Consider the following 24535-nt stretch of genomic DNA (forward strand, 5'->3'; position numbering starts at 1 on the left):
CATTTTCGACATGACGCAGATGGTTGCGAGCGCAGGTATGGCAGTCGATCTCGGCCGCTTCATATGTTCTCCCCTGCATTTTCGGGAAGACGCTGCAAATCCATGGGCCTGGCGCTGGATGCCTTGCGCGCGACAAAAGGGACGGCAAACTGGACCCGGGACTTGCTGCAGGCCTTGGCCGTGGCGGCCGAGAACAGCAGGATGGCCGAGGTGAAGTAAAACCACATCAGCACCACAACCAGCGAGCCGGCTGCGCCATAAGCCGAGACCACGGCGGCGGTGGACAGATACCAGGCAAGGGCCTGCTTGCCTATGGTGAATAGGGCGGCGCCCGTCAGCGAACCCAGCAGCAGGTATCTGGTGGAAGGCTTGATGCCGGTCCCCATGCGCATCAGACCCCAGAACAGCAGCACCGCAATGCCAAAGGACAGGCCCTCGTTGATCAGCCCCATCAGCGGGCCCAGCGGCACAAGCTGCAGCTCGTCATTGGCCCATTTGGTGATCATCTGGATGGCGGTTGAAAGCACCATGGACACCAGCAGCAAGAAGCCCAGGCCCACGACATAGCTCAAACCCCAAAGACGGGAGATGGCCATGCTCCACCAGGGCTTGTTTTCCTGCGGGCGAGACTCTTCGCCCATGGACCAGAGCTTGTCCAGCGAAGCCTGCAGCTCCACAAACACCCCGGTTGCGCCCGAGAGCATCATCACCAGACCGAGTACGGACGCGAGCGAGCCCTGATTGGCATTCTGGGCGCTGGCCAGAGCGCTCCTGACGACCTGTGCCGCGCGCTCTCCGACCACGCTCTGTATCTGGCTGATCAAGGTGCTTTCCACATAGCTGCGATCCAGCCACCAACCCAGCAGCCCCACGACGGCCAGCAACAGCGGTGCCAAGCTCAGCATGCCGTAAAACGACATGGCGGCACTCATGCGCAGACCGTCGGCCTGCAGCCAGAGTTGTACGGAGTCAATCAGCGGTTGCAGGGGGTGGGCGAGGCGTCGCAGCTTGTGCTGCCAGCCGGAGGTATCAAAAGCCATGTGTCGAATTCTGGTTGCTGAACCATGGTGGTTTTGTCAGCCTATGTCTGCTGGCAGTGAGTACAGGCAAATATTTTGTAATTTCCGCCTGCATTCTGGCAACTTTGCCATGGCGGTTGATTTCAGCGGTTTTAAGTTTTCATCCTTTATCCGTTGAGCGATGAATGCTCACTTTTTTGAGTTGTGCATCCAATTTCGTGGGCTTCTTTCAAGAAAGCACATCGGGGTTTTCTCTAGTCAACTACGCTTGGCGACTCTCTGTGTGTCGTAGTTCAATCCGGGTTTGCACCAGTCAAAGTGCAACTCTTTAACTACAAAAAACTATCCCGCTTCACGAAAGCTGGCGAGACGAGACACATTTCATGAAGACTTCCTTCACCACCGCTTCTCCTGCAGATCGCGTGCTTTGCCCTGTCTTGCGCGAACGCATCATGACGGCGGACCAGGCCGCCGACCTGATTCAATCCGGCATGACACTGGGTATGAGCGGCTTCACTCCCGCTGGCGCACCCAAGGCCGTGCCTCAGGCACTGGCACGCCGGATCGAAGCGCAGAACGCCAGTGGCGGAAACTTCCGCATCAGTCTATGGACGGGAGCTTCGACCTCACCAGAACTCGATGGCGCACTGGCCAAGGTGCATGGCATCGAACGCCGTCTGCCCTATCAGTCGGACCCCACGGTGCGCAAGGAGATCAACGAGGGACGCATGCAGTATGTGGACATCCACCTCTCGCATGTGGCACAGCATGTGTGGTTCGGCTTCCTCGGCCATCTTGACGTGGCGGTGATCGAGGTGGCGGGTGTTTTGCCCGATGGCCGACTGATTCCATCGACCTCGGTGGGCAACAACAAGACCTGGCTGGAGCAGGCCGACAAGATCATTCTCGAAGTCAACAGCGCCCAGCCTGCCGAGCTCGAGGGCATGCACGACATTTACTACGGTGCAGCCGTGCCCCCAAAGCGCAAGCCCATACCCATGGAGCATCCGTTCGACCGGATTGGCGAGCCCTATCTGCATTGCGATATGAGCAAGGTGATTGCCGTGGTACCAACGGCCCAGCGTGACAGGTTGGCTGCGTTCACGGCACCCGATGAGGGCTCCATGCGCATTGCCGAGAACATCATCGACTTTTTGCAGCACGAGGTGAAAGTGGGCCGCCTGCCGCCCGAGTTGCTGCCGCTGCAGTCGGGCGTTGGCAATATCGCCAACGCCGTGCTGGCGGGGCTGAACAACGGCCCGTTCGACCATCTGAACGCCTATACCGAGGTGCTCCAGGACGGCATGCTGGACATGCTGGAGTCGGGCAAGCTCGATACCGCATCGACCACCTCGCTGGCGCTGAGCCCTGCGGCCATGGAGCGCTTTCTGGCCAACATCGACTATTACCGTCAGCGCATCATGCTGCGCCCGCAGGAGATATCGAACCACCCCGAGCTGATCCGTCGCATGGGTTTGATTTCGATGAACGCGCTGATCGAGGCCGATATGTACGGCAACGTCAACAGCACGCATGTCATGGGCTCGTCCATCATGAACGGCATTGGCGGCAGCGGCGACTTTGCGCGCAACGCCTATCTGTCGATCTTCATGACACCTTCCACGGCCAAGGACGGCAAGATCAGCTGCATCGTGCCCATGGTCTCCCATGTCGATCACACCGAGCATGACGTGCAGGTCATCGTGACCGAGCAAGGCCTGGCCGATCTGCGCGGCCTGGCGCCGGTACAGCGCGCACGTCTGATCATCGAGAAATGCGTGCACCCCGACTACAAGGTGGCGATGAGCGAGTATCTGGAGCGCGCGCTGCGCGACGCACCGGGCAAGCACACGCCACATTTGCTCGATCAGGCTTATGCCTGGCATCAGCGCTATCTGAAGACGGGCTCCATGCAGGCCTGAGGGAGCATGCGCAAACCGGAAACGCTGCCATGGCAGCGTTTCTGGCGATTCTGTCTGCAGCTCAGGCAACAGCTTCGCAAAGCGCTCTGGATTTGCAAGCGTTTCAGAGGTGAGGGCGCCGTACGGCTTCAGGTCACCGGGGCCGGGTTGAACAGCACCAGCGCGTTGTGCAACTGCCAATGTTCGGCCCAGGTCTTTTTGCGACCGCTGGCGACATCGAGCATCAGCCTGAACATTTCCCAGCCTATGTCTTCGATCGTGGCCTCGCCGTCGGCAATGCGTCCGGCGTTGATATCCATCAGATCGTGCCAGCGTCGCGCCAGATCGCTGCGCGTGGCCACCTTGATCACCGGCACCTGTGCCAGACCGTAAGGCGTGCCGCGGCCCGTGGTGAAGACATGCAGGTTCATTCCCGCCGCCAGTTGCAGCGTGCCGCAGATGAAGTCGCTGGCCGGCGTGGCAGCATAGACCAGACCCTGGCTGATGTCGCGATCGGCCAGCCGCTGGCCCGGCGACAGCACGCCGGTGATGGGGGCCGTGCCGCTCTTGACGATGGAGCCCATGGCCTTCTCGACGATGTTCGACAATCCGCCTTTTTTATTGCCCGGCGTGGTGTTGGCGCTGCGGTCCACGCGGCCCTTGTCGAGATAGGCGTCGTACCAGGCCATTTCCTCGATCATGGCTTCGGCCACCTCGGGGCTTGCGGCGCGCGAGGTGAGCTGGTCGATGCCGTCACGTACCTCGGTCACCTCGCTGAACATCACGGTGGCGCCCGCGCGCACCAGCAGGTCGGTGCAAAAGCCCACGGCCGGGTTGGCCGTGACGCCGCTGAAGGCGTCGCTGCCCCCGCATTGCACGCCTACCACCAGGGCGCTGGCGGGTACAGTTTCGCGGCGGCGGGCGTCGAGGCGGCGCAGGTGCTGCTCGGCCTGGCGCATGATGGAGTCGATCATGGACATAAAGCCCACATGGGCCTCGTCCTGCAGACAGACCACATCGAGTGCTGGTTCGCGCTCGTCGACGATGGGAAAGCTGCCCGGCGGCAGCAGGCGCTCGGGCTGCAGCTTTTCGCAGCCCAGGCTGACCACCATGACCTCACCGCCGAAGTTCGGGTTGCGGCTGATATTGCGCAGCGTGCGCTGCGGGATCTCGGCGCCCACGGCGTCGATGGCCACGCCGCAGCCATAGCTGTGCTCCAGGCCCACCACGTCGTCGACATGGGGGTATCGGGGCAGCAGCTCGGACTTGATGCGGCGCACGGCAAAGTCGAGCACCCCGGCCACGCATTGCACCGTGGTGGTGATGGCCAGGATGTTGCGCGTGCCTACCGTGCCGTCCGCATTGCGGTAGCCCTCGAAGCTATAGCCTGTCAGCGGCTCCAGCACGGGCGGCTTGACGGTGGCGATGGGCAGGCCCTCCAGCGAGCGTGCCTCGGGCATCTGTAGCAAGCGCTCGTGCACCCAGCTGCCGGCGGCAATGGGCTTGAGCGCATAGCCGATGATCACGTTGTAGCGGCGCACCTCGCCGCCCTCGGGAATGTCCACCAGCGCCACCTTGTGCGCCTGCGGCACCTTGTCGAGCAGCGTGAGGCCGGACGGCAGCACGGTGCCCGCAGGCAGCCCGCCGTCGTTGGCAACAATGGCCACGTTGTCGGCCGGATGCATGCTGATGGAAAGCGGAAGTGGGGTACTCATGACAATGTCTCAATTTTCTAGAGGGCCAGCACGGCTACGGCACAGCCTGAGCAAACGGCGCAGCCCAAGGCGAGGGACACCGAGCAAGGGCCGCCCCGCAGCGATGGTGTCGTCCCCCTCCCTTGCGAAGCAAGTTAGAGAGGGGGAAGCCGCGAAGCGGCTCAGGGGGGCTTTACTTACTCAGCCTTTATTCCAGCAGACTTGATCACCTTGGCCCACTTGCTCACCTCGGCCTTCTGATAATCGGCCAGCTCGACGGTGCTCATGTTCGACGGCAGCATGCCGAAGTTCTTGAGGCGGGCCTGGACTTCGGGGGTGGCCACGATCTTCAGGATTTCGGCATGCAGGCGGTCCACGATGGGCTTGGGTGTGCCGGCAGGGGCGAAAACGGCCTGCCAGGAGCCCATGTCGAAACCCTTCTCGCCGGCCTCGGCAATCGTCGGTACATCGGGCAGCGATTCCAGACGCTTGGAGCTGCTCACGGCGATGGGGCGCAGCTTGCCGGACTGGATGTGCGGGCCGACGACCAGGGCAGTGTCGAACATCATGTCAACCTGTCCGCCCATGACATCCTGCACGGCGGGGCCGCTGCCCTTGTAGGGAACATGGGTGAACTTCACGCCGGTCTGATAGGCCAGCAGCTCCAGCGCCATGTGGTTGGAGGTGCCGTTGCCCGGAGAGGCCGAGGTCAGGCCGCCCGACGAGGCCTTGGCCTTGCTGCCGGCCAGCACGTCAGCCAGAGTCTTGTAGGGGCTGGAGGCAGGCACTACCAGCACCAGAGGGCCGGAGCCGAGCATGGCGACGGGCGTGAAGGACTTGACGGGGTCATAGTCCAGCTTGGAGTACAGGCTGACATTGATGGCGTGCGAGCTGATGGTGCCGCCCAGGATGGTGTAGCCGTCGGCCGGGGCGCGTGCCGCCAGGGCCGAGCCCACGCTGCCGCCGGCGCCGCCCTTGTTCTCTATGACCACGGGCGTGCCCAGGGCCTTGCTCAGCGGCTGCGCAATCACGCGCGCCAGGGTGTCGGTATTGCCGCCGGGGGGGAACGGCACCAGATAGGTGATGGGTTTGCCCGTGGGCCAGTTGCCCTGCGCGGCGGCGGGCATGGCGGCCAGGGCCGTGCCCAGCAGCAGGGCGCTGGCGAGGGAATGTTGGATAAGTGTGCGGCGTTGCATGGTGCTTGTCTCCGGGAAGGGTTTGTCGTTGGAATGGCGTGGAAGCGGGTTCAGAAGCGCGGCTGGTGGCCGGTGAACGCGGGGTCGTACTTGCGCATCTGCCCCAGGTCGTCGCGGTTGCGGATGCCGCAATGCAGATAGTTGTCGTGTAGCCGGGCCAGGGCCTCGCGGTCCAGGCTCACGCCCAGGCCGGGCGTGGTGGGCACGCGCAGGCTGCCCTGCTCGAACTGCAGGCGGCCGCCTTCGACGACTTCCTCGTCCTGCCACGGATAGTGGGTGTCGCAGGCATAGGTCAACAGGGGCACGCTGGCGCACAGATGCGTCATGGCCACCAGACTCACGCCCAGATGGGAGTTGCTGTGCATGGACAGGCCCAGGTCGAAGGTGCGGCACAGCGTGGACAGGCGCTGTGTGGCGCGCAGGCCGCCCCAGTAATGGTGATCGCTGAGTACGATCTTCACGGGGCAGCCCATGTCGGCGTTGCGGCGGAACTCGGCAAAGTCCGTCACCACCATATTCGTGGCCAGTGGCACATCGCACTCGCGTGCCACGGCGGCCATGCCGTCCAGGCCCGGGGCCGGGTCCTCGTAGTACTCAAGCACGCCGCGCAACTGCTGCACGATCTTCAGGCTGGTTTCCACGGTCCAGTTGCCATTCGGGTCGATGCGCAGCGGTGTGCTGGGGAAAGCCTCGGCCAGCGCCAGGATGCCGGCGGCCTCCTGCTCGGGCGGCAGCGTGCCGGCCTTGAGCTTGATGCTCTGGAAGCCGTACTGATCGATCATGCGCCGGGCCTGGGTCACGAGCTGGGCCGGCGTTAGGGCTTCGCCCCAGGCGTCGGGTGCATAGGGCTGGCCCACATGCTCGGCGTATTTGTAGAACAGATAGGCCGAGTAGGGCACGCGGTCGCGTGCGGCTCCGCCCAGCAGGTCGACGATGGGGGCCTGGGCCATCTGGCCCTGCAGGTCCAGCATGGCGACCTCGAAGGCGCTGACCACCTTGGCCACGGTCTTGGAGACATGGGTGCCAGGGGCCAGCGAGACCTGCTGACCCAGAAATTCCGAGGCCGTGAGCTTGGGCGGAGTGACCAGGGCGGCGACACGGGTCTCCATTTCATTGAGGGCCCAGGGCGAGAGCCCGACCAGGGCCGGTGCGGCCTTGGCCAGGGCATCCAGCATGGGTTGGTCGCCATAGCTCTCGTTGATGCCGACCAGACCGGAGGCGGTCTCGATCTCGATGATGGAGCGCAGTGCCCAGGGCTCGTGAATGCCGGCGGCGTTGAGCAGCGGCGGATCACGGAAGGCAATCGGCGTGATGCGGATGTGGCGGATCTGGTGAGAAGTGCTCATCTTGAGATGACTGATGCGGCGCAGGAGCTGCGGGCCGAAGTTGAAATAGGGCGTCTTTGTGGTATGTTGTCGTACAACTGAAAGCCATTATCATCAGGCTCATGAGTACTCAGACATCGGAATTACCCCAATCAAGCCCGTCTTTGCCGCTGACGGAGGGGTACGCGCTGCGCAGCAAAACCAGCAAGGGCAGCCGCAGTCTGGCGAATCTGTTGTCCGAGGAGTTCGAGCACAAGATCCGCCAGGGCCTGCTGCATGAGGGGGACAAGCTGCCCACCGAGTCCGAACTCGTGCGCAGCTATGACGTCAGCCGCACCGTGGTGCGCGAAGCCTTGTCCAAATTACAGGCTGCGGGGTTGGTCGAAACCCGCCATGGCATAGGCACGTTTGTGCTGCCCGCGCGTCAGAGCGCAAGCCCCATGCTCAGCGCGCGCGAGCTCAGCGAGTCCGTCGATGTGCTGGCCGTGCTGGAGCTGCGCATCAGTCTGGAGACCGAGGCTGCGGGTCTGGCTGCCCAGCGCCGAAGCGAAGTCCATCTGAAGGTCATGAGCGAGGCTCTGCAGGAGTTCGAGCATCATTTCGCCCTGGGGCACGACACCGTCGAGCATGATCTGGCCTTTCACCTGAGCATCGCGCAGGCCACAGGCAACCGGTATTTTCAGGACATCCTGCAGCATTTCGGAACGCTGCTGATTCCGCGCAATCGCATCGCCTCCATGCATACGCCGGCACGCGATCCCGACTATCTGCGCCGGGTGAACCGCGAGCACGAGGAGATCTATGCCGCCATCGCGCGCCAGGATGCCGATTCGGCCCGCGCCGCCATGCGCATCCATCTGACCAACTCGCGGGAGCGTTTGCGCCTGGCCCAGCGCCTGAGCCTGAGCGCCGAGTCCTGAGCCCGCCTGGGCGGGCGCTTGATGGAAGAGCCTGACCGCAGCAAAGCGCGGCGGACTGCCCGCGGCATGCGGCGGTCGCTGTGACCCCGCTGCGCCAAACATATGAAGGTGCTTTAAAAATAATAGCTTGAAGCGCTTTTCGGTATTGAGCTTGAAGCGCATTTAATGGATGAAAGTGGCACGCGCTGAAGTCTGTTCAACAGCGGTGACCCGTGCTTACCCTTAGAAAAAATCTCTTGGTGTTCAAAAAAACCTAGTTGTATGATGACTGACCACAACAAGGAGACATTTCACCATGGTCCGACGCTCGCACTTTCTGCGCTCTCTGCTGGCCCTGGCGGCAGGCGGTTTGCTGTCGTCCACATTGCTGGCTGCCGATGCCTGGCCCAGCAAGCCCATCCGTCTGGTCGTTCCCTATCCGCCCGGCGGCAGCTCCGACATCATTGCGCGCTCCATCGGGCAGCTGATCTCCCAGGAGCTCAAGCAGACCGTGGTGATCGACAACAAGCCCGGCGCCAATGGCAATCTGGGCGCTGAGTTCGTCGCCCGTGCACCGGCCGACGGCTATACCTGGCTGCTCTGCGATCTCGGCGCGCTGGCCATCTCTCCCTCCATCTATACCAAGCTCAGCTTCGATCCTTCCAAGGCGCTGCGCGGTGCAGCCATGCTGGCCTATTCGCCCCATATGCTGGTGGTGCATCCCTCCGTCCAGGCCAGCAATCTCAAGGAGCTGGTGGAGCTGTCCAAGAAGCAGGACCTGAACTTTGCCGTCACCGCATCGGGCAGTGCCCCCCATCTCGCTGGCGTGGAGCTGGCCCGCATCACTGGCGCCAAATGGGTGTACGTGCCCTACAAGGGCGGTGTGCAGTCGGTCCAGGACACGGTGGCAGGCCAGACCCAGGTGCTGATGAACGGCATGCTGGCCACCTATCCGCATGTGCAAAGCGGCAAGCTCAAGCTGCTGGGCATTTCCAAGAACACCCGCATGCCGCTGATCGCCGATGTGCCGACGCTGGCGGAGCAGGGCGCACAGGGTTTTGCCTCGGGCACCTGGCAGGGCGTGGTGCTGCCCGCCAAGACGCCTGAAGCCGTGGTGCAGCGTGTGAACCAGGTGCTGCTCGCTGCCATCCGCTCCACCGAGGTCCGCTCCCGACTGACCGGCCAGGGTGCCGAGGTCGTCACGATGACGCCCGCCGAAACCGACAAATTCTTCAACGCCGAGCGCGCGCGCTGGCGCGCTGTGGTGCAAGCCGCCCAACTGCAGCTGGACTGAGCTGCCAGATCTTTTTTTGCTCTCCTCTTTTCAAGGATTACCATGACACCCCAAGACCTCAAAGACGTGATGAGTTCCGGCCTGCTGTCCTTCCCCGTGACGGACTTCGATGCCCAGGGCAACTTCAATGCCAGGGGCTATGCCGCGCGCCTTGAATGGCTGGCTCCCTACGGCGCCAGTGCCCTGTTTGCTGCCGGTGGCACGGGCGAATACTTCTCGCTGTATGGCGAGGAATATGGCCAGATCATCAAGACCGCCGTGGATACCTGCCGCGGCAAGGTGCCCATCATCGCCGGTGCCGGCGGCCCCACCCGCAACGCCATCGCCCATGCCCAGGAGGCCGAACGATTGGGCGCCCACGGTATTCTGCTGATGCCTCATTACCTGACCGAAGCCGGCCAGGAAGGCCTGATCGCCCATGTGGAGCAGGTCTGCAAGAGCGTGAAGTTCGGCGTCATCGTCTACAACCGCGACCGTTCGCGTTTCACGCCCGAATCCCTGGCCATCCTGGCCGAGCGCTGCCCCAACCTGGTGGGTTTCAAGGACGGTCTGGGCAATATCGAGACCATGTCCTCCATCTTCATGAAGATGGGTGATCGCTTCGCCTATCTGGGCGGACTGCCCACGGCCGAGGTCTATGCGGCCGCCTACAAGGCTCTGGGTACGCCCGTCTACTCCTCTGCCGTCTTCAATTTCATCCCCAGGACGGCGATGCAGTTCTACGAGGCCGTGCGCAGCGATGACCAGGCCACACAGCACAAGCTGCTCAAGGAATTCTTCATGCCCTACCTGAAGATCCGCAACCGTGTCGAAGGCTATGGCGTGAGCATCATCAAGGCCGGCGCCAAGCTGGTCGGCCACGAGGCCGGTCCCGTGCGCGCTCCCCTGACCGACCTCAAGCCTGCCGAGATGGAAGAACTCAAGGTCCTGATCGACAAGCTCGGCCCGCAATAAGACCCGATGCAGGGGCCAGGCCAAGAACCGGGCCCTGCGTCTTCAGGAGACAAGGCATGAAAAAAATACTGATCACGCTGGGTGCCACCCTGGCCCTGGCCGCCCAGGCGGCCAGCAGCTTTCCCGACAAGCCCGTCAACATCATCGTGCCCTTCCCGGCCGGTGGCTCCACCGACACCGTGGCGCGTGCCCTGGCCCTGAGCATGGGCGAGCAACTGGGCAAGCCCTTTGTCGTGGAAAACCGTCCTGGAGCCACGGGCACCATCGGTGCGGGAGCCGTCAAGCGCGCCGCGGCCGATGGCTACACCCTGCTGGTGGCTTCGCTGGGCCCTTTCGTGGTGACCCCGCATATGGTCAAGAACGTGCCCTATGATGCCGGCAAGGATTTCGACTACATCACCATTCCCGTGCAGGCGCCCAATGTGCTTGTCGCCAGCCCGACGCAAAAGGCCCGCAGCGTGAGCGAGGTGATCGCCGCGCTCAAGGCCAATCCCGGCAAGATCAGTTTTGCCAGCTCCGGCAATGGCTCCTCGGACCACTTGTCGGCCGAGCTGTTCTGGCAGCAAACGGGTACCGAAGCCGTGCATGTGCCTTACAAGGGCGGAGCACCGGCCATCACCGATCTGCTGGGTGGTCAGGTGGATTTCTCGTTCCAGAACGTCAACGCCGTGCTGTCCCATCTGCGTAGCGGCAAGCTGCGCGCCATTGCCGTGACCGGAACCCAGCGTTCGCCCGTGCTGCCCGATGTGCCCACACTGGCCGAGTCCGGCGTCAAGGGGGCCGAGGTCTATTCGTGGCAAGGCATGGCCGCTCCCAAGGGCCTGCCGGTCGATGTGAAGGCTAGATTGTCCAAGGCCGCGATCGCCGCCGTTCAGCAGCCCGAAATCCGCAAGCGCTTTGTGGAGCAGGGACTGGAAATCGTGGGCAACACGCCCGAAGAATTCACGCGTTTTCAGGCACAGGAGAACGAGCGCTGGAAGCGACTGATCGAGACCCGAAAAATCACTGCTGATTGACATGAAGCACCCCTTGAGTCGCTTCGCGCCTTCCACCGTGTGCACGGCGCCCTCTCTCGCTTCGCGGGAGGGGGGCGTCCGGGCAACCGGCGACACCCTTGGTGCGGGGCGGCCCTTCCTCGGTGTCCCTGATCTCTGGCCGCGCCAGTTTCGAACGGCCTTTTTTACACAGAGCACGGTGGGCAACTGAGATAGAAATGTGGGTTGGCCTCAGGCCAACTCAGCAGGCCTGCCATCCGGCAGGCCCTTTCCACAGGGGCTTCAGACCCCCGCAAATTCCAAGGAATTCCCGGCATGGCGACCACCCGACCACGCGTTCTTCAATACGGCAAGATGCCGCTGACCCAGCTTGATGCCGAACTGGCTCAGGCCTACGAGGTGAGCATCCTCTCCGAGCAGCCCGATCCCGGGCGCTTTCTTGCCGAGCATGGCGGACAGTTCGAATATGCGGTCACATCGGCCGCCATGGGCCTGCCTGCGGGCGTGGTCGATGCTCTGCCCAATCTCAAGTTCGTGAGCAGCTTCGGCGTGGGCTTCGATGCCCTGGACAAGGACGCCCTGCTGCGCCGCGGTGCGCGTGTGGGCTATACGCCCGGCGTTCTCGACGATTGTGTGGCCGACCTGGCTTTTGCCCTGCTGCTGGACGCCACGCGTGGCCTCAGCGAATCCGACCGTTTCGTGCGTCGCGGCGACTGGAGCCAGGGCCGCTTCGGCATCCGCACGCGCGCCAGCGGCAAGCGCCTGGGCATCTTCGGCATGGGCCGCATCGGCAGCGCCGTGGCGCGCCGCGCCTCGGGCTTCGACATGGAAGTGGCCTACCACAACCGCCGCCCCGTTGAAGGCTCGCTCCACCAGTACCTGCCTTCGCTGCTGGAGCTGGCGCGCTGGGCCGACATCCTGGTCATCACTGCCGCCGGCGGCGAAGGCACACGCCACCTGGTGAACGCCGAGGTGCTGGCTGCTCTGGGTCCGCAGGGCTTTCTGGTCAATGTGGCACGTGGCAGCGTGGTCGACGAAGCCGCCCTGGCCGATGCCCTGGAGAGCAAGCGCATCGCCGGCGCCGGCCTGGACGTGTTCGAGGACGAGCCCCGCCCTCTGCCCGCCCTGCTGGCCCTGGACAACGTGGTGCTGGCCCCCCACATCGCCAGCGGTACCCACGAAACCCGCCGCGCCATGGCCGACCTGGTTCTGCTGAATCTGCAGCAGTTCATCGCCACGGGCCGGCCTGCGGCAGAAGTGCCCTGGTCTGCTGCGCAGTGATCGCCCTGTGATCCCCTTTTTTCTCCGCGTCTGTTGAAGAGCCTTTCTATGTCCACTACCCCGACCATCACCGCCATCGAAGTCATTCCCGTCGCTGGCCGCGACGGCATGCTCATGAATCTCAGTGGCGCCCACGCGCCTTACTTCACCCGCAACATCGTGCTGCTGCACGACAGCGCGGGCCACACGGGGGTGGGCGAGGTGCCGGGCGGCGAAGGCATTCGCCAGGCGCTGGAGGACAGCAAGCAGGTGTTGATTGGCCGCTCCATCGGCCAACACCTGCAGCTGCTGCAAGAGGTGCAGAAATCCCTCGACGGCCGTGACACCGGCGGCCGCGGCCTGCAGACCTTTGATCTGCGCATCGGCGTGCACGCCGTGACCGCCATCGAATCCGCCCTGCTGGATCTGATGGGTCAGCACCTGGGCGTGCCCGTGGCCGCCCTGCTGGGCGAAGGCCAGCAGCGCGATCGCGTGGAAATGCTGGGTTACCTGTTCTTCGTGGGCCCCAGCGACAAGACCGGCATGGACTACGTCAAGGCCGGCGAAGACAAGCTGGGCACGGATGACTGGACCCAGGTGCGCCACATGACGGCCATGACGCCCGAGACCATCGTGCGCCAGGCCGAAGCCGCCTACGCCCGCTACGGTTTCAACGACTTCAAGCTCAAGGGCGGCGTGCTGGCCGGCGAGCAGGAGGTCGAGGCCGTCACCGCACTCGCCAAACGTTTCCCCGAAGCCCGCGTCACCCTGGACCCGAACGGCGGCTGGCTGCTCAAGGACGCCATCCGCCTGATGCGCGACATGCGCGGCGTGCTGGCCTATGCCGAAGACCCCTGCGGCGCCGAAGGCGGCTTCTCGGGCCGCGAAGTCATGGCCGAATTCCGCCGTGCCACCGGCCTGCCCACGGCCACCAACATGGTCGCCACCGACTGGCGCCAGATGGTGCACGCCCTGTCGCTGCAGTCCGTGGACATCCCCCTGGCCGACCCCCATTTCTGGACCATGGCCGGCTCGGTGCGCGTGGGACAGACCTGCCGCGACTGGGGCCTGACCTGGGGTTCGCACTCCAACAACCACTTCGACATCTCGCTGGCCATGTTCACCCACGTGGCCGCCGCCGTCCCCGGCAAGGTCACGGCCATCGACACGCACTGGATCTGGCAGGACGGCCAGTACCTCACGCAGAACCCGCTGCAGATCAAGAGCGGTTTTGTGGAAGTACCCAAGACCCCAGGCCTGGGCGTGACCGTGGACCGCGCCGCGCTGCAGCGCGCCAACGCCCTGTACCTGGAACACGGCCTGGGCGCGCGTGACGACGCCATTGCCATGCAGCACCTGATCCCCGGCTGGAAGTTCGACAACAAGCGGCCCTGCATGGTGAGGTAGAGCACCCCCTGAGGCGCTACGCGCCTTCCCCCCGTGGCACGGCGCCTCTCTACTCGCTTCGCGAGGGAGGGGGACGACACCCTCGGTGCGGGGCGGCGCGGCCGGCTTAGGCCCTTCCTCGGTGTCCCTCGTTTTGGGCCGCGCCAGTTGCGCAGGCCTCGCCCTTATCGCAGCCCTCTTCAGTCAGCTCTTTTTCTTACGGAGTACCCCATGTCCCGCTACGACAACCTCATCAACGGCCAATGGACGGCCGCCATCACCTACAGCACCAACACCAACCCCAGCGACCTGTCAGATGTGATCGGCGAGTACGCCCAGGGCGGTGCATCCGATGTGCAGGCCGCCGTGGCCGCCGCCGCGGCCGCGTTTCCGGCCTGGTCCACCTCGGGCATCCAGGCGCGCTCCGACGCCCTGGACAAGATCGGTACGGAAATCCTGGCGCGCAAGGCCGAACTCGGCGAGCTGCTGGCCCGCGAAGAAGGCAAGACCCTGCCCGAAGCCATTGGCGAAGTCGGCCGCGCCGGTCAGATCTTCAAGTTCTTTGCCGGCGAGTGCCTGCGCCTCACTGGCGAGACCGTGCCTTCGGTGCGCCCCGGCATCGGAGTGGAGATCACGCGCGAGCCCATTGGCGTGGTCGGCCTGATCACGCCCTGGAACTTCCCCATCGCCATCCCCGCCTGGAAGATCGCTCCGGCCCTGGCTTTTGGCAACTGCGTGGTCCTGAAGCCCGCCGATCTGGTGCCCGGCAGCGCCTGGGCCCTGGCCGACATCATCCACCGCTCGGGCATCCCCGCCGGCGTGTTCAACCTGGTCATGGGCCCGGGCCGCGTGATCGGCGAAGCCCTGGTGAACCACGCCGATGTGGCGGCCATCAGCTTCACGGGCTCGACGGGCGTGGGCCGCGGCATTGCCGAAGCCTGCGTCAAAAGCGGCAAGAAGGTGCAGCTGGAGATGGGCGGCAAGAACCCCCAGATCGTGCTGGACGATGCCGACCTCGCCCAGGCCGTGGAGCTGTCGGCCCAGAGCGGCTTCTACTCCACCGGCCAGCGCTGCACGGCCTCCAGTCGCCTCATCGTCACCGACAAGATCTACCCGGCCTTCATCGAGGCCCTGCAGGCGCGCATGGCGCGCATCCAGGTTGGCGATGCACGCGCCGCCGGCACCGACATGGGCCCCGTGGTCAGCCAGGCCCAGCTGGAGCAGGATCTGAGCTATGTGGAAATCGCCAAGGCCGAAGGCGCGCGCCTGGCCGCTGGCGGCAGCCGCGTCGCCTGCCACACGGGCAGCGGCAAGGACGGCTTCTACATGGCGCCCACGCTGTTCGTGGACACCGAAGCCGGCATGCGCATCAACCGCGAAGAAGTCTTCGGCCCCGTGGCCAGCGTGATCCGCGTCAAGGACTACGAAGAGGCCCTGGCCATGTCCAACGACACGCCGTTCGGCCTGTCGGCCGGCATTGCCACAACCAGCCTCAAGTACGCCACCCACTTCAAGCGCCACAGCCAGGCCGGCATGGTCATGGTCAACCTGCCTACGGCGGGGGTGGACTACCACGTGCCGTTTGGCGGTCGCAAGGGCAGCAGCTACGGCCCGCGCGAGCAGGGCCGCCATGCCCAGGAGTTCTACACCACGGTGAAGACGGCCTATACGCTGGCCTGAGCGCGGCCCTGAAGGACTCTCCGGTTTGCTGCTTCTCCTTGCCGGGCCTGGTGCCCGGCTTTTTGATGATGCCGCAGCGCCTGCAACGTCTGCGTTGCAAGTTATGGCTTCAGAAGAAGATCACACGTACCCAGGGGGCGGCCAGCACGTTGACGGCACCGGCAATCATCATCACCAGCGATGCCATCACGGCCTGCACCTCGCCGGCCTGGCGCGCGCGGGCCACGCCGCTGCCATGGGCGGCTCCGCCCCAGCTGGCGCCCGTGGCCAGTTTGCTGCGGATGCGGGGCAGCACACGCAGCACGGTCTCGCCCAGCAGCATGGCACTGACGCCGGTCAGCAGCACGAACAGCGCCGCCAGATCGGTGGGGCCGCCCAGCACTTTCTCGGCCTCGATCGCAAACGGTGTCGTGATGCTGCGCACGGCCAGGCCTTTTTGCAGCGCCTCGGACAGGCCGAACATATCGGCAAACGCAATGGTGGTGGAGATGGAGACCAGGCTGGCCACGATCACGCCGGTGGCTATCGACATCCAGTGCTTGCGCAGCAGCTTTCGGTTCTCGTACAGCGGCAGTGCAAATGCCACCGTGGTGGGGCCCAGCAGCCAGACCAGCCAGTGGGTCTGGGCAATGTACTGCGGGTAGCTGACATGGGTCAGCAGCGACAGGCCGATCAGCACCATGGGGGTGGCGACTATGGGCATCAGCAGCGGGTGGGGATGTTTGCGATACAGGCGCTTGTTGACCCAGTAGCAGGCCACGGTGGTCAGCAGCGACAGCAGGCCGATGACTTCATTCGACAGCATGGCTTAATCCTCGTTCAGGGCAGCGGCATCGCGGCTGGACTTGCGCCTTGCCAGCCACAGCTCGAAGCGATAGACGCGATCGACTGCCAGCGCGGTCACGGCCATCACGCAGGCTGTGCTGGCCACGATGACGGCCAGAATGCGCAAGCCCTGGTGGCGGATCAGATCGGGGTATTCGGTGACCACCAGCATGGCGGGCACGAAGAACAGCAGCATCTCTGCCAGCAGCCAGTTGGTGCCGCCTTGCAGCCAGCGTGCTTTGACCAGGCCCGAAAAAAGGCCCACTGCCAGCAGGCCGAAACCGATCAGACCGGCCGGCATGCTCCAGCCGAAATGCTGGCGCAGCACATCCATGGCAATCCAGATGGCGCTGAGCAGGCACACTTGCAGCACGGCCTTGAGCAGTTGCCAGAGTGTCTGGGCAAAAGAATGGCTGTCGCCCTGGGCGCGAGGAGCGACAGCTTCCGTAATCTGTGACATGGGTGAAATTCTAGGGTTTTCACCTATATTCATAAAATGACTTATTTTCATTTTTTCCATGCGTAAAAGGAATTGTCATGGACTTGCGTGCCCTGCGTTACTTCATTGAGGTCGTGCGCCAGAACGGCTTCACCCGCGCGGCCGAAACCCTGCATGTGACCCAGCCCACCATCAGCAAGATGGTCAAGGCGCTGGAGGACGAATTCGGTGGTCGCCTGTTGCTGCGCGAAGGCCGGGGCGTGCAGCTGACCGACGCAGGTCAGGTGGTCTATGACCGCGGACTGGAGATTCTGGAGCAGGCCCAGCTGCTGCGCCGTCAGGTGGCCGAGGTGGACCACATCACGCGTGGCGAGCTGTCCCTGGGCATCATGCCCACCACGGGCCATTACATGGCTCCGGTGATTGCGCTGTTCCAGCAGCGCTATCCGGGTGTGAATCTGCAGGTCAACGAGCAGGGTGCGCGTGCCCAGTACCAGCTGATTCAGGAAGGCAAACTGGACATGGCGCTGGGCCTGTTCGCCGCCCCCGATCCGGCGCTGGAGCGCTACACCGTGGCGCGCCAGAAGACGCGCGTGGTGCTGCCTGCCCAGCAGGTGTCAGACCCCGGCCAGCCCATGCGCTGGAGCGATCTGCGCGACCTGCCGTTTGTGCTCTACACCTCGGACTTTGCACTGCACGAGCATGTGCTGCAGCAATGCGAGGCGGCGGGCTTCACGCCCCAGGTCAAGCTGCAGACGCGCTACTGGGATTTCATAGGCCATCTGGTCGCGGCCCAGGTGGGCGTGGCCGTGATGTTCGAGCATGTCATCGCGCGCTACGACCCGCAGCGCGTGGCCAGCCGCCCGCTGGTGGAGCCCGAGATCCCCTGGGATGTGGCGCTGATGTGGCGGCCCGGCTATCTGTCGCGTGCGGCCCAGGCCTGGCTCAACTGCGTGCGTGAGGTGTATCCACAGCCGCTCCTCGGTGCTGCGTCCCCGGATTTTCAAAACTAATAGCTGTATTCCTATGTCCAGTAGGCGATACAAGGCATTCTGATGCTTGATGTCAGTCCTGGCCTTTGTTGCTAAGCTCGCCGCCATGCCCCGCCCGTTCTCTTCCAATCGCTCCAGCAACTTGCGCCGCAGCACCGTGGTGCGCCAGCCCGTGCCCCGGCCTGAGGTCACACGTCTGCTGTGCTTTCACAAGCCCTATGGAGTGCTCAGCCAGTTCACGCCCGAGGGCAAGTGGCAGGGCCTTAAGGACTGGATCGATGTGCCCGGTGTCTATGTGGCTGGCCGGCTCGATGCCGACAGCGAAGGCCTGCTGCTGCTGACCAATGACGGCCAGTTGCAGGCCCGCATTGCCGACCCGCGCCACAAGATGGAGAAGACCTACTGGGTGCAGGTCGAAGGGGTGCCGGACGAGACGGCGCTGCAGCGCCTGCGCGAGGGCGTGGAGTTGAGCGACGGCAAGACCCTGCCCGCGAAGGCCCGCCTGATAGACCCCCAGCCCGGCATGTGGCCGCGCAACCCGCCGATTCGCGTGCGCCAGAACATTCCCGATTGCTGGATCGAGCTCATCATCCGCGAGGGCAGGAACCGCCAGGTGCGCCGCATGACGGCAGCCGTCGGCCACCCCACGCTGAGGCTGGTGCGCATGGCCGTGGGGCCTTATTCGATTGAAGGGCTGGAGCCTGGCCAGTGGCTGGATGTGTTGCCGCTCAGTGGTTCTTAGCGCAGAGTATCGAGCCGCTGCAGCTCATCTTCATCTTCCGGCAAGGCAGCAGCCTGCCAGCGCGGCAGAGCTGGCCAGGGGCGAAAGCGATTCCAGCCCATTTGCACCTCCTGCAGGTTGCCCCGTAGCAAGGGAAGAGCGGTCGTCAGCTCGGATTGGCGAGTCCGCACGCATTCGCGCAGCGATTGCATGGCTTGCTGGCCACGCCCGAAAAAGCGCTGTCTGCCCAACCAGTCGGGGGACTGCTGGCATTGGGCATAGGCCAGTGGCAGGCTGCTGGCCTCTCCTTCCACCACGGAAATCAGGGCCTGCAGATGCATGTTGAGCTGCTCATACGGCATCAGGCCCGCCAGTTGCAGCTCCAGCGCATCCTCATGAAAACGATAGCGTGCGGGCAGGGCGGCGCTCAGGGTATAGCTGCTGCCGCTGCGCGAGCGGGCACGGTGACTCAGGATGCGGCTGCCTTGCTCCAGTATCGGGCGGACCAACTGCAACAAGGCCTGCTGGTGCTCGGCATCGTTGTGCTTCAGGGGGATGCGCAGCCGCGTGCTGTCATAGCCGCGCCATTGCTCGCGCCAGACCATCCAGCCCGCCGTATGCGGTACGAAGAAAATCAGGGTGATCAGGCAGAGCATGGGCACAATGCCCGCCCCTAGCGACCAGGCCGCCCTGATCTCGGCAGCGGCAGCGGCCTCCTCACCCAGGCTGACGAGATTGCCGCTCAGCTTGATGAGGGTGGCAAGACTGATGGCAAACACCAGACCACAGATCAAAGAAAGCTGCTCGGGCGAATAAAGGCTATCGGGCAGATGAATCAGGGTGGCCAGTGCGGCAGCGCATCCCAGCAGGGTCACGGCTGCGGACAGCAGATAAAACAGGGCGCAAGGGGCCTGCTGCTGGATATCGAGAGCCGGGTTCTGTTCCAGCTCGCGCCGCAACTGCCTGTGGCGCCACCAGCGCAGCGGCTGCCAGAGCAGGGCTCTGACCGCCAGGCCGGCGAGCATGCTGATGAACAGCGCCGAAAAAGCCCATAGCAGCAAGGCTGCCACCAACAAGATACCCAGTCCGACCAACCAGTTCATTACCGCGATTGTCCTTTTGAATTGATAGCTGCTTGCGCTTGATGAGCCATCGTTTCAGCGTGTCTTACATGAAAAAACGCGCTGCCTGCAACCGCAGGTCAGCGCGATGCTTGAAGGCTGCAGGTCAGTTGCAGGTCTTGTTGTTGGCGCCGTGCATGCCGGCGGCCTTGGCATCGGCTTCGCTCATGTACTTGCCGTTCTTGGTCGTGCCGTAGAAACGGGTGCCGGGGCAGTGATAGATCTTGCTGTCCTCATTGGCCCAGACCTTGCCTGCACCGCCGCCTGGTGCTGCAGTCTTGGCAGGCTTTGCGCCTGCAGCAGCCTTGGCCGTGGCATCCTGATCAATGCCCTTGCGGCCCGAGCAAGCTCCCTTGGAGGACGCAGCGCTCATGGTGGAGCCATCCTTGCAGACAAAGGTCTGCATGTCCGCCTTGGCAGCAGCAGGGGCCGGCGCAGCCTTTGCTGCCGGTTCTGCCGCCGGCTTGGCGGGCATGGGGGCTGTTTTGGCGGCCGGCGCAGCAGGAGCCGCCGCCGGTGCCTGGGCAAGGCTCGCCCATGAGCTGCTGACCAGGGCTGAAGCCAGGCAAATCTTCCATAAATTGCGCATACGAACTCCCTCCAGTGATGTGATGTCACAAGGCGTGACAGGCGCATGCTGCTACGGAAGACCTGATTCCGCAAGCCTCGGCCGTCAGGATTCAGGTCCCGCTGACATAGGGGTTCAGCTTGCGCTCGCGGCCGAAGCTGCTTTCCGGGCCGTGCCCGGGGATGAAGATCGTCTGATCGCCCATGGGCCACAGGCGCTGCACGATGGAGTCGATGAGCTGCTGATGGTTGCCCTGCGGGAAGTCCGTGCGGCCTATGCTGCCCGCAAACAGCACATCGCCGACAAAGGCGCGGTCGATCTGCGGTGAGTGGAACACCACATGGCCGGGCGTGTGACCTGGGCAGTGGCGCACGTTCAGCGTTTCCTGGCCGATGCTCACCGTATCGCCATCATGCAGCCAGCGTGAGGGCACAAAAGGCTCGGAGTGGGGAAAGCCGAACATGGCGCCCTGTTGAGGCAGACCGTCGATCCAGAACTGGTCGCCCTCATGCGGGCCGATGATGGGCAGCTCGTGCTTGGCCGCCAGCTCGCTGGTGCCGCCCGCGTGGTCGATATGGGCGTGGGTGATCCAGATGGCCTTGAGATTCAGGCCCAGGCGCTCCACCTCCCACTCGATCTGCTCGATATCTCCGCCAGGGTCGATGACGGCCGCATCCATGGTCTGGTCGCACCAGACGAGAGAGCAGTTCTGTTGGAAGGCGGTGACGGGGACAGTGTGATATTGCAACATGGGTGACTTGTATTTTTCGGGCGTTTGCGTAGTCTCGCGGTCAGCGAACCCCGCAAGCATGACACGGCATGACACGCGCATCAAAAATGCCCGCTCAGATTCTGGCGTCATCCCTCATATGAGCTAGCATGGATGCGAGTGCCCCATTTTGGTGCGGGCTGCTAAAACGTATTTGTGCTGCAAGGCAGCGGGCAGTCGCTTCATGGGAAGCGGCCCGACACAGTTTCAAGATCGTTCAGGCCGTGCCAATGCCCATGCAATACAAGTTCCTCCCACGGGCAGGAATGGCAGGAGATGGGGCGGTCTGGAGGAAAACCGTTTTTAAACTCCAGGAGACTCTGCATGTCTACCTCTTCCAACCCGCCGACCGACGTCCAGCGCTCTGGCGCCCAACGTAGTGACGTCCAACGTGGTGACGTCCAACGCATCGGCATCCCACGGGAAACCTTTCCGTTGGAAAAGCGCGTGGCCTCCGTGCCCGATGTGGTCGAAAAGCTCATCAAGCTGGGCTTTTCGGTCGCCATCGAATCGGGTGCCGGCGATGCCGCCAACTTCAGCGATGAGGCTTATCGCGCAGTGGGTGCCGAGGTGCTGCCCAACGCTGCTGCGCTCTGGGCCGCTGCCGACATCATCTTCAAGGTGCGCCCGCCCACCCAGCAAGAAGTCGCTTCGATGCGCGAAGGCCAGATCCTGATTGACTTTCTCTGGCCCGCTCAGAACCCCGATCTGATGCAGCAACTGGCCGCCAAGAAGGTGACGGTGCTGGCGATCGACTCGCTGCCCCGGACATTGAGCCGCGCGCAGAAGATGGATGCACTGACCTCCATGGCCGGTGTTTCGGGTTACCGCGCCGTGATCGAGGCAGCCAACGCCTTCGGTCGCTATTTCAACGGCCAGATCACGGCGGCAGGCAAGGTGCCCCCGGCCAAGGTATTCATTGCTGGCGCTGGCGTGGCCGGCCTGTCGGCCATCGGCACGGCCGCCAATCTGGGGGCCATCGTGCGCGCCAACGACACGCGCGCCGAAGTGGCCGACCAGGTCACATCGCTGGGTGGCGAGTTCGTCAAGGTTGACTACGAAGAGGACGGAGCTGGCGGCGGCGGCTATGCCAAGGTGATGAGCGAGGGCTTCCAGGCTGCGCAGCGTCAGATGTATGCCCAGCAGGCCAGGGATGCCGACATCATCATCACCACGGCGCTGATCCCCGGCAAACCCGCGCCCAAGCTCATCACGGCCGAGATGGTGCAGAGCATGAAGCCCGGCAGCGTGATCGTCGACATGGCGGCCGAGCAGGGCGGCAACTGCGAGCTGACCGTGCCCAATGAGGCCGTAGTGCGCCACGGCGTGACCATCATCGGCTACACCGACCTCGCATCGCGCCTGGCCAAGCAGTCGTCCACGCTGTACGCGACCAACCTGCTGCGCCTGACCGAAGAGTTGTGCAAGGCCAAGGATGGCGTGGCCGTGGTGAATATGGAAGACGATGCGATTCGCGGGCTGACGGTGGTCAAGGACGGCGAAATCACCTGGCCTGCTCCGCCCATTGCCCAGGCGCCCAAGCCAGCCTCCAAACCGGCTGCGGCTGTGGTGGAACAGAAGAAAAGCGGTCATGGCCATGGCGCTGCCGGCCCGCTGCCGGCAAAGACCTTGGCCATTATTTTTGCGATTGCCGCCGTGGCCTTCTGGTTCATCGGTGCCTATGCGCCGGCGGCCTTCCTGGGCCACTTCACGGTGTTCGTGCTGGCCTGCTTCATCGGCTACATGGTGGTGTGGAATGTGACGCCTGCGTTGCACACGCCGCTGATGAGCGTGACCAACGCCATCTCCAGCATCATCGCCATCGGCGCTCTGGTGCAGATCGCGCCGCCGGGCACGGCAGGCACGGGGCGCCCGGATGAACTGATCCGCTGGCTGGCCTTTGCCGGACTTGTGTTGACTGCAGTCAATATGTTTGGCGGCTTTGCCGTGACACGTCGCATGCTGGCCATGTTCCGCAAATAAGAAGAACGAGCACAAGAGAGAAACACCATGTCCCAAAGTCTCGCAACGGTAGCCTATCTGGGGGCTGCCATTCTGTTCATCCTCAGTCTCGGTGGGCTGTCGAACCCCGAAACCTCGCGCCGCGGCAATCTGTTCGGCATGGTCGGCATGGCGCTGGCCGTGCTGGCCACCGTGTTCGGCCCGCGTGTCGATGCCGGCGGTATCGCCTGGATCGTCGGTGCGCTGGTGCTCGGCGGCGGTATCGGCCTGTATGCGGCCAGGGTCGTCAAGATGACCCAGATGCCCGAGCTGGTCGCCCTCATGCACAGCCTGGTCGGCCTGGCGGCCTGTCTGGTGGGCTTTGCCAGCTATGTCGATACCTCCATCCAGCTCGCGGGCGCAGAAAAGGCCATTCACGAGGTGGAAATCTACGTAGGCATCCTGATCGGCGCCGTCACCTTCTCGGGCTCGCTGATCGCCTTCGGCAAGCTCAACGGCAGGATAGGCGGCAAGCCGCTGCTGCTGCCCGCACGCCACTGGCTCAATCTGGTGGCACTGCTGGTGGTGATCTGGTTCGGCCGCGAGTTTCTGCACGCCGAGACCGTGGCTGACGGCATGTTGCCCCTGGTCGTGATGACCGCCATTGCGCTGCTGTTCGGGGTGCACATGGTCATGGCCATCGGTGGTGCCGACATGCCCGTGGTGGTGTCCATGCTCAACAGCTACTCGGGCTGGGCGGCGGCGGCCACCGGCTTCATGCTGGGCAATGACCTGCTGATCGTCACCGGCGCGCTGGTGGGCTCATCGGGCGCCATCCTGAGCTACATCATGTGCCAGGCCATGAACCGCAACTTCATCAGCGTGATTGCGGGCGGCTTCGGCTCCGGGGCGCCGGCCAAGAAGGGCGGTGCCGCTGCGGCTGCCGAGCCCCAGGGCGAAGTGGCGCCCGTCAGCGCCGCCGAAACTGCCGAGATGCTGCGCGAAGCCAAGAGCGCCATCATCGTGCCCGGCTACGGCATGGCCGTGGCCCAGGCCCAGCACACCGTCAACGAAATCACCAGGACCCTGCGCGAAAAAGGCGTCGCTGTGCGCTTTGCCATCCATCCAGTGGCAGGACGCATGCCCGGCCACATGAACGTGCTGCTGGCCGAAGCCAAGGTGCCTTACGACATCGTGATGGAGATGGACGAGATCAACGAAGACTTCCCCGAGACCGATGTGGCCATCGTCATCGGCGCGAACGATATCGTGAACCCCGCGGCTCAGGACGATCCAGAGAGCCCCATCGCCGGCATGCCGGTGCTGGAAGTGTGGAAGGCCAAGACCTCCATCGTGATGAAGCGCTCCATGGCCTCCGGCTATGCGGGCGTGGACAATCCGCTGTTCTACAAGGACAACAACCGCATGCTGTTCGGCGATGCCAAGAAGATGCTCGATGAGGTGCTGGGGGCTCTGAAGAGCTGATGAAAGGGGTGCCTCTCCTGAGGCGCTCTCTCCTCGCCGGGCGCCTCTCTCGCTTTGCTTCGCAATGCGGG

Annotated in this window: 21 protein-coding genes; 12 read left to right on the forward strand and 9 right to left on the reverse strand. The window is 63.9% G+C overall.

Annotated elements, in window-relative coordinates; genetic code table 11:
* Positions 1 to 59: 59 nt before the first annotated feature.
* Positions 60 to 1040 (reverse strand): YihY/virulence factor BrkB family protein, encoded by a 981-nt coding sequence (locus NOX35_RS01275; RefSeq protein WP_182285333.1) that lies wholly within the window; start codon positions 1038 to 1040, stop codon positions 60 to 62.
* A 362-nt stretch (positions 1041 to 1402) separates the two neighbouring features.
* On the opposite strand from NOX35_RS01275, the gene NOX35_RS01280 reads away from it, so the two are divergent.
* A complete protein-coding gene (locus tag NOX35_RS01280; protein WP_182285334.1) occupies positions 1403 to 2941 on the forward strand; it encodes an acetyl-CoA hydrolase/transferase family protein in 1539 nt (512 codons plus the stop codon).
* A gap of 128 nt (positions 2942 to 3069) precedes the next feature.
* On the opposite strand, the gene garD is transcribed toward NOX35_RS01280, so the two are convergent.
* From garD to NOX35_RS01295, 3 genes are all read right to left on the reverse strand, one after another.
* Positions 3070 to 4635: a galactarate dehydratase gene (gene garD, locus NOX35_RS01285; protein ID WP_256495472.1), complete on the reverse strand. Its 1566-nt coding sequence runs from the start codon at positions 4633 to 4635 to the stop codon at positions 3070 to 3072.
* Between the two features lie 176 nt (positions 4636 to 4811).
* Entirely contained in the window at positions 4812 to 5810 is a 999-nt protein-coding gene (locus NOX35_RS01290) for a tripartite tricarboxylate transporter substrate binding protein (RefSeq protein ID WP_012836720.1), read from the reverse strand.
* 50 nt (positions 5811 to 5860) lie between these two features.
* Positions 5861 to 7156: a glucarate dehydratase family protein gene (locus NOX35_RS01295; RefSeq protein ID WP_256495473.1), complete on the reverse strand. Its 1296-nt coding sequence runs from the start codon at positions 7154 to 7156 to the stop codon at positions 5861 to 5863.
* Between the two features lie 101 nt (positions 7157 to 7257).
* Here NOX35_RS01295 and NOX35_RS01300 point away from each other — a divergent pair, with 101 nt between their 5' ends.
* The 7 genes from NOX35_RS01300 (at position 7258) to NOX35_RS01330 (ending at position 15603) form a co-directional block, all read left to right on the forward strand.
* Positions 7258 to 8055, forward strand: a complete 798-nt coding sequence (locus NOX35_RS01300; RefSeq protein ID WP_371878510.1) for a FadR/GntR family transcriptional regulator — start codon at positions 7258 to 7260, stop codon at positions 8053 to 8055.
* 295 nt (positions 8056 to 8350) lie between these two features.
* Positions 8351 to 9328, forward strand: a complete 978-nt coding sequence (locus NOX35_RS01305) for a tripartite tricarboxylate transporter substrate binding protein (protein ID WP_063662772.1) — start codon at positions 8351 to 8353, stop codon at positions 9326 to 9328.
* A gap of 42 nt (positions 9329 to 9370) precedes the next feature.
* Positions 9371 to 10282 (forward strand): 5-dehydro-4-deoxyglucarate dehydratase, encoded by a 912-nt coding sequence (gene kdgD / locus NOX35_RS01310; RefSeq protein WP_256495474.1) that lies wholly within the window; start codon positions 9371 to 9373, stop codon positions 10280 to 10282.
* A 56-nt stretch (positions 10283 to 10338) separates the two neighbouring features.
* Positions 10339 to 11298 carry a tripartite tricarboxylate transporter substrate binding protein gene (locus NOX35_RS01315; protein ID WP_256495475.1) on the forward strand — a complete coding sequence of 320 codons (960 nt, stop codon included), beginning with the start codon at positions 10339 to 10341 and terminating at the stop codon, positions 11296 to 11298.
* A 294-nt stretch (positions 11299 to 11592) separates the two neighbouring features.
* Positions 11593 to 12558, forward strand: a complete 966-nt coding sequence (locus NOX35_RS01320) for a 2-hydroxyacid dehydrogenase (RefSeq protein ID WP_256495476.1) — start codon at positions 11593 to 11595, stop codon at positions 12556 to 12558.
* A gap of 48 nt (positions 12559 to 12606) precedes the next feature.
* Positions 12607 to 13944: an enolase C-terminal domain-like protein gene (locus tag NOX35_RS01325; RefSeq protein WP_256495477.1), complete on the forward strand. Its 1338-nt coding sequence runs from the start codon at positions 12607 to 12609 to the stop codon at positions 13942 to 13944.
* 210 nt (positions 13945 to 14154) lie between these two features.
* Positions 14155 to 15603, forward strand: a complete 1449-nt coding sequence (locus tag NOX35_RS01330; protein ID WP_256495478.1) for an aldehyde dehydrogenase family protein — start codon at positions 14155 to 14157, stop codon at positions 15601 to 15603.
* Between the two features lie 109 nt (positions 15604 to 15712).
* On the opposite strand, the gene NOX35_RS01335 is transcribed toward NOX35_RS01330, so the two are convergent.
* Positions 15713 to 16408, reverse strand: a complete 696-nt coding sequence (locus NOX35_RS01335; RefSeq protein ID WP_256495479.1) for an LrgB family protein — start codon at positions 16406 to 16408, stop codon at positions 15713 to 15715.
* 3 nt (positions 16409 to 16411) lie between these two features.
* Positions 16412 to 16888: a CidA/LrgA family protein gene (locus tag NOX35_RS01340; RefSeq protein ID WP_003070342.1), complete on the reverse strand. Its 477-nt coding sequence runs from the start codon at positions 16886 to 16888 to the stop codon at positions 16412 to 16414.
* A 77-nt stretch (positions 16889 to 16965) separates the two neighbouring features.
* Here NOX35_RS01340 and NOX35_RS01345 point away from each other — a divergent pair, with 77 nt between their 5' ends.
* Together NOX35_RS01345 and NOX35_RS01350 are read left to right on the forward strand one after the other, a co-directional pair.
* Positions 16966 to 17880, forward strand: coding sequence for a LysR family transcriptional regulator (locus NOX35_RS01345; protein WP_256495480.1), 915 nt, complete (start codon positions 16966 to 16968; stop codon positions 17878 to 17880).
* Positions 17881 to 17929: 49 nt separating this feature from the next.
* The gene (locus NOX35_RS01350; RefSeq protein WP_256495481.1) at positions 17930 to 18601 is read left to right on the forward strand and encodes a pseudouridine synthase; all 672 of its coding nucleotides are present in this window, start codon (positions 17930 to 17932) and stop codon (positions 18599 to 18601) included.
* Here the strand turns inward: NOX35_RS01350 and NOX35_RS01355 are convergent.
* From NOX35_RS01355 to NOX35_RS01365, 3 genes are all read right to left on the reverse strand, one after another.
* Positions 18598 to 19683, reverse strand: a complete 1086-nt coding sequence (locus NOX35_RS01355; protein ID WP_256495482.1) for a hypothetical protein — start codon at positions 19681 to 19683, stop codon at positions 18598 to 18600. The genes NOX35_RS01350 and NOX35_RS01355 overlap by 4 nt on opposite strands.
* 124 nt (positions 19684 to 19807) lie before the next feature.
* A complete protein-coding gene (locus NOX35_RS01360) occupies positions 19808 to 20290 on the reverse strand; it encodes a hypothetical protein (RefSeq protein WP_232538087.1) in 483 nt (160 codons plus the stop codon).
* A gap of 91 nt (positions 20291 to 20381) precedes the next feature.
* The gene (locus NOX35_RS01365) at positions 20382 to 21020 is read right to left on the reverse strand and encodes an MBL fold metallo-hydrolase (protein ID WP_182285353.1); all 639 of its coding nucleotides are present in this window, start codon (positions 21018 to 21020) and stop codon (positions 20382 to 20384) included.
* A 342-nt stretch (positions 21021 to 21362) separates the two neighbouring features.
* Here NOX35_RS01365 and NOX35_RS01370 point away from each other — a divergent pair, with 342 nt between their 5' ends.
* On the forward strand, positions 21363 to 23021 hold the full coding sequence (locus tag NOX35_RS01370; RefSeq protein ID WP_256495484.1) for a Re/Si-specific NAD(P)(+) transhydrogenase subunit alpha: 1659 nt from the start codon (positions 21363 to 21365) through the stop codon (positions 23019 to 23021).
* A 27-nt stretch (positions 23022 to 23048) separates the two neighbouring features.
* Complete coding sequence (pntB, locus tag NOX35_RS01375) at positions 23049 to 24464, forward strand: Re/Si-specific NAD(P)(+) transhydrogenase subunit beta (protein WP_182285354.1); 1416 nt, start codon at positions 23049 to 23051, stop codon at positions 24462 to 24464.
* Positions 24465 to 24535: the final 71 nt, after the last annotated feature.

It is taken from the genome of Comamonas sp. C11, assembly GCF_024496285.1.
Lineage (GTDB): Bacteria > Pseudomonadota > Gammaproteobacteria > Burkholderiales > Burkholderiaceae_C > Comamonas > Comamonas testosteroni_F.

Excerpts from the sequence above, each read along its gene's own strand:
- NOX35_RS01340 (WP_003070342.1), bottom strand. The coding sequence starts at position 16,888 with ATGTCACAGATTACGGAAGCTGTCGCTCCTCGCGCCCAGGGCGACAGC.
- garD (WP_256495472.1), bottom strand. The coding sequence starts at position 4,635 with ATGAGTACCCCACTTCCGCTTTCCATCAGCATGCATCCGGCCGACAAC.
- NOX35_RS01355 (WP_256495482.1), bottom strand. The coding sequence starts at position 19,683 with ATGAACTGGTTGGTCGGACTGGGTATCTTGTTGGTGGCAGCCTTGCTG.
- NOX35_RS01305 (WP_063662772.1), top strand. The coding sequence starts at position 8,351 with ATGGTCCGACGCTCGCACTTTCTGCGCTCTCTGCTGGCCCTGGCGGCA.
- NOX35_RS01280 (WP_182285334.1), top strand. The coding sequence starts at position 1,403 with ATGAAGACTTCCTTCACCACCGCTTCTCCTGCAGATCGCGTGCTTTGC.
- NOX35_RS01365 (WP_182285353.1), bottom strand. The coding sequence starts at position 21,020 with ATGTTGCAATATCACACTGTCCCCGTCACCGCCTTCCAACAGAACTGC.
- NOX35_RS01325 (WP_256495477.1), top strand. The coding sequence starts at position 12,607 with ATGTCCACTACCCCGACCATCACCGCCATCGAAGTCATTCCCGTCGCT.
- NOX35_RS01320 (WP_256495476.1), top strand. The coding sequence starts at position 11,593 with ATGGCGACCACCCGACCACGCGTTCTTCAATACGGCAAGATGCCGCTG.
- kdgD (WP_256495474.1), top strand. The coding sequence starts at position 9,371 with ATGACACCCCAAGACCTCAAAGACGTGATGAGTTCCGGCCTGCTGTCC.
- NOX35_RS01290 (WP_012836720.1), bottom strand. The coding sequence starts at position 5,810 with ATGCAACGCCGCACACTTATCCAACATTCCCTCGCCAGCGCCCTGCTG.
- NOX35_RS01345 (WP_256495480.1), top strand. The coding sequence starts at position 16,966 with ATGGACTTGCGTGCCCTGCGTTACTTCATTGAGGTCGTGCGCCAGAAC.
- NOX35_RS01370 (WP_256495484.1), top strand. The coding sequence starts at position 21,363 with ATGTCTACCTCTTCCAACCCGCCGACCGACGTCCAGCGCTCTGGCGCC.
- NOX35_RS01315 (WP_256495475.1), top strand. The coding sequence starts at position 10,339 with ATGAAAAAAATACTGATCACGCTGGGTGCCACCCTGGCCCTGGCCGCC.
- NOX35_RS01360 (WP_232538087.1), bottom strand. The coding sequence starts at position 20,290 with ATGCGCAATTTATGGAAGATTTGCCTGGCTTCAGCCCTGGTCAGCAGC.
- NOX35_RS01275 (WP_182285333.1), bottom strand. The coding sequence starts at position 1,040 with ATGGCTTTTGATACCTCCGGCTGGCAGCACAAGCTGCGACGCCTCGCC.
- NOX35_RS01295 (WP_256495473.1), bottom strand. The coding sequence starts at position 7,156 with ATGAGCACTTCTCACCAGATCCGCCACATCCGCATCACGCCGATTGCC.
- NOX35_RS01330 (WP_256495478.1), top strand. The coding sequence starts at position 14,155 with ATGTCCCGCTACGACAACCTCATCAACGGCCAATGGACGGCCGCCATC.
- NOX35_RS01350 (WP_256495481.1), top strand. The coding sequence starts at position 17,930 with ATGTCAGTCCTGGCCTTTGTTGCTAAGCTCGCCGCCATGCCCCGCCCG.
- NOX35_RS01335 (WP_256495479.1), bottom strand. The coding sequence starts at position 16,408 with ATGCTGTCGAATGAAGTCATCGGCCTGCTGTCGCTGCTGACCACCGTG.
- NOX35_RS01300 (WP_371878510.1), top strand. The coding sequence starts at position 7,258 with ATGAGTACTCAGACATCGGAATTACCCCAATCAAGCCCGTCTTTGCCG.
- pntB (WP_182285354.1), top strand. The coding sequence starts at position 23,049 with ATGTCCCAAAGTCTCGCAACGGTAGCCTATCTGGGGGCTGCCATTCTG.